At 38.4% G+C, this 2,420-nt stretch carries 2 protein-coding genes; both read left to right on the plus strand.

Annotation, left to right across the window (positions count from 1 at the left end):
• Positions 1–26: 26 nt before the first annotated feature.
• Entirely contained in the window at positions 27–1,562 is a 1,536-nt protein-coding gene (locus tag QZ334_RS07960; RefSeq protein ID WP_295233472.1) for a permease, read from the plus strand.
• 51 nt (positions 1,563–1,613) lie between these two features.
• Positions 1,614–2,378: a TIGR03943 family putative permease subunit gene (locus QZ334_RS07965; RefSeq protein WP_295233475.1), complete on the plus strand. Its 765-nt coding sequence runs from the start codon at positions 1,614–1,616 to the stop codon at positions 2,376–2,378.
• Positions 2,379–2,420: the final 42 nt, after the last annotated feature.

The following is a 2,420-nucleotide window of genomic DNA, read 5'->3' on the forward strand; positions in this document are numbered from 1 at the left end:
ATGGTACATAACGAAGTGTGTCAATCATGATACCTGTTTATATCGTTACCGGATTTATCGGTTCTGGTAAAAGTACATTCATAAATGAACAATTACAATACCGTAAAAAGCTGGGCGGCACAGCATGTATCAGTGCCGAACAAGGCTCTGTATCACTTATTAAAGATGCTTTACAACTTAGCCCTGATAAACTCAGTGCAATCACACCTAATCAACCTGATACCTATAGTTCTATAGCAGACGAAATCGCAACCTATATCAATAAGACAAATCCCAAAGAAATATGGATCGAATGGAATGGTATGGTCAGCTTTCACCACCTAGAAACCTTGCTATACAGTGATAAGCTGCGTCACATCTTACAAATCGAAAAGGTATTATATATTTGTACGGATCAATTCGTCGCATCAATGTTACCTGGTTTAGGCAATGATGTAACAAGTCAATTATATAGTGCAGATTGCATCATCACGGAGACCGATACACATCATTCCTTATTACGGACCTATAATAGAGAGGCCAAGATTGTAACGGCTCCAACGCCAGAAAAGGTAGAGCAATTATGCCGCAATTCTACGTGGGGCCTCATACCAAATCTATTAGTTATCGGCATTACCGCCTATATACTTTTAGTTACCGCGTTCCGTCATGACATTCCTTACTCCATTCATCAATGCTTTGCCATCATTACGGGGCTGATTGTCGAAGCGATTCCATTCCTTTTATTAGGAACTATTGGGTCAACCGTTATACGCTATTTTGTACCACAGAGCGTACTACTAAAACTATTAGGCGATTATTCTTGGAAAAGCTATGGTGCCGCCATGGTTAGTGGCCTAGCCTTACCTGTATGTGACTGTGCTATTATTCCATTATTCAAAGCACTCACAGATAGAGGCGTACCATTATCAGTGGCCCTCCTATTTATGCTCGCCAGCCCAATCATCAATCCTATTACCATTCTCTCCACTTGGTATGCCTTCCCAGATGATCCCATGATTTCTGTATGGCGTATCGTCCTTGGACTTGGCGTAGCTTTATTAGTGGCATTATCGTTCCGATTCTATCCACCTTCTAAGGCACTAATAAAAGCTAAAACTACTCAGAACCTCAGCTATGAAGAGATTTTAATAGAGTCATCTAAGAATAAACATATCAACAAAAAAAGACTATTAATTCATATGGAAAAAGAGTTTTCCCAACTCTTATTCTATTTTTCCATGGCCGCCTGTGTTTTATCAGTAGTCCAAGTATATGGAAAACCTTGGCTCATCAATGCGGGTATTACATTACCTATCGTGTGGGCTATTCCAATCTTGCTAGTATTAGCTTTCTTCTTCTCAATCTGTTCTACATCAGATGCTATTATAGGCAAATCCTTGAGCACCCTATTCCCTATAAGCTCAGTTATGGGCTTCCTCATCTTAGGACCAATGCTCGATATTAAAAATGTATATATTTTAAAACAATATATGCCAACTTCATTCATACTTCGTCTAGGCATAACGATTGTAATTATGTCTTATATAACAGCATTAGGTTTTCAATTCTTTGTAGGCTAATTTTAGTCATTACCATTTCAGTTCGTAATAAATATAAAAGGAGATGATTCTATGAAATTAGGACTGAAAGATCGCTTTTCCATCGTGAAAGGCGCTCTCTATCTCATCTTAGGTATCTGCTGTGTATACCTAATTCTGACGGGCCGTTATTTGAACTATATTGCACCCCGATATGAACTACTGCTCGGCATCAGTAGCATAGCTCTCATATTAGGTGGATTAGCAACTATCATTTGGGCTCCATCCCGCTATTACAAGCACAATTTACGTTCTATCGTACCTATTATTATCCCCGTAGTTTTGCTCATTGTTCCGCCTGTCCTAGTTCCTAATACTGGTGTTCACGGCGCGGCACGAGTTAATGATGATACGAACAATTTTGATTTTACAAATGATGCTATAGGTGAGGTTATTACCGTTAATAGTGAAAGCAAAGAGCCTGGCATTTCTAAAGACAAAAAAGAAATCGTACTAAACTCCGATAACTTCTATCAAACCATAGTAAAGGTCGGCTCTAATGTAGAGCAATACAAGGACTACACTGTATATATGACAGGCTATGTAAATCGCGATGATAATACGCTAAAATCTAATGAATTTACCATCTCTCGTATGGCCATGTCTTGTTGCATCGCTGACGTAGCACCCATTGGCATGACAGCTTATAAAACAGATGGCGATAGTTTAGCTAATGAACAATGGGTTTCTATCGAAGGCAAAGTATCTACACGAGACTTCCACGGTCGTGCTCAACCATATGTAGAAGTAACAAAAATAAAAACAGCAGAACCTATTTTAGGTTATGTATATCCTTAAATAAATAATAATAAATCAATAGTCTTAATAAATCTTAAAGAG

The organism is Veillonella sp., from assembly GCF_019414865.1.
GTDB lineage: Bacteria > Bacillota > Negativicutes > Veillonellales > Veillonellaceae > Veillonella.